Consider the following 1,670-nt stretch of genomic DNA (forward strand, 5'->3'; position numbering starts at 1 on the left):
ACCGGTTTTTTTGTTTTCTTTAGAACTTTTGGCTCTAAAGAGTTAAGCCATTAGATATCTTCTAAAGACTTAAGTGGGTAGTTTGCAGGAAGTGGACCTTCCGCAGCACCCGTATCGATCGCTGCTTGAGCAACCGCAGTAGATACAATACCCAACAAACGGGAATCTGTCGCTTTTGGAATGATGTACTCTTTACCGAATTCCATTGAATCCACACCGTAAGCGTCTAGAACTTCCTTAGTTACAGGCTCTTTTGCTAGATTAGCAAGTGCTTTAGCAGCAGCCAGCTTCATCTCTTCATTGATAGCTGTTGCACGAACATCCAACGCACCACGGAAGATAAATGGGAAGCCAAGAACGTTGTTTACCTGGTTAGGGTAATCAGAACGACCTGTTGCCATAACAGCATCTGGACGAGATTCTGCAACCACTTCAGGCATGATTTCTGGAACCGGGTTAGCACATGCAAAGATGATTGGGTTTGGAGCCATCTTCTTAATTTGTTCACCAGTCACCATATCAGGACCAGATAGACCCAAGAAGATATCAGCACCGTCTAGCGCATCGTCAAACGTACGCTTGTCAGTATCTACTGCAAACATTGCCTTGTACTGGTTTAGATCATCACGACCAGAGTGGATAACACCTTTACGATCACACATGAAGATGTTTTCTGGCTTCATACCCGCAAGGGTAAGTAGCTTAGAACAAGAAATTGCAGCAGCACCGGCACCTAGTACCGCCATTTTTGCTTCTTCAATTTTCTTGCCTTGAATTTCAAGTGCGTTCAATGCACCTGCAACCGTTACGATAGCAGTACCGTGCTGGTCATCGTGGAAAACTGGAATGTTGCACTGCTCTTTAAGCGTACGCTCGATTTCAAAACACTCAGGTGCTTTAATGTCTTCTAGGTTAATGCCACCAAAAGTAATCGCAATACGACGCACTGTGTCGATAAATGCTTGAGGGCTTTCAGATTCAACTTCGATGTCGATTGAATCAACGCCAGCAAAACGTTTGAAAAGAAGAGACTTACCTTCCATTACAGGCTTAGAAGCCAAAGGACCTAAGTCACCCAGACCAAGAATCGCAGTACCATCAGTAATAACCGCTACCAAGTTACCTTTAGCAGTGTACTTATATGCATTTTCCGGGTCAGCAGCAATTTCCTTAACTGGCTCTGCAACACCTGGGCTATAAGCCAAAGAAAGGTCGCGAGAGGTTTGAGCAGGAGTAGAAAGTTCTACGCTGATTTTCCCTGGCTTCGGGAACTCATGGTAATCTAGAGCATCTTGTTTGAAATCTGACATTATATTCTACCGTTTTGGTTTTTCCGTTTAGGTTCTTTCAGGGACATTAAAGCCCTAAAGCCTGTCCGCGGCGCACATTATGACATCACTTATTCCCTAGGGACAATTATCAAATGATAATACGCCGTAACTTTTTTATTGTCATTTGACCGAAATCATCAAATAACCAGACGAAAAAAGAGCGACAAGCGCTCTTTTTCGGAATATCTTAGTTCTTTGGCAACTCGCCAAACAAAGCTTAGCCGCCGATACGGCTGCCGAAACGCTTCTTGAACTTATCAATACGACCACCTGTATCCATTACTTTCTGCTTACCAGTATAGAATGGGTGACATGCTGAACATACGTCCAGAGTAATAT

The 1,670-nt window shown here is 43.7% G+C and carries 2 protein-coding genes; both read right to left on the minus strand.

Translation table 11 applies throughout. The annotated features are described in order from the left end of the window. Positions 1–50 precede the first annotated feature (50 nt). Positions 51–1,313, minus strand: coding sequence for a malic enzyme-like NAD(P)-binding protein (locus tag A3763_RS19770; RefSeq protein ID WP_197470071.1), 1,263 nt, complete (start codon positions 1,311–1,313; stop codon positions 51–53). Between the two features lie 235 nt (positions 1,314–1,548). Further along, on the minus strand, positions 1,549–1,670 hold a 122-nt coding region (gene rpmE / locus A3763_RS27125; RefSeq protein ID WP_156495201.1), incomplete at its 5' end, for a 50S ribosomal protein L31.

The sequence above is a fragment of the Oleiphilus sp. HI0128 genome (assembly GCF_001635365.1).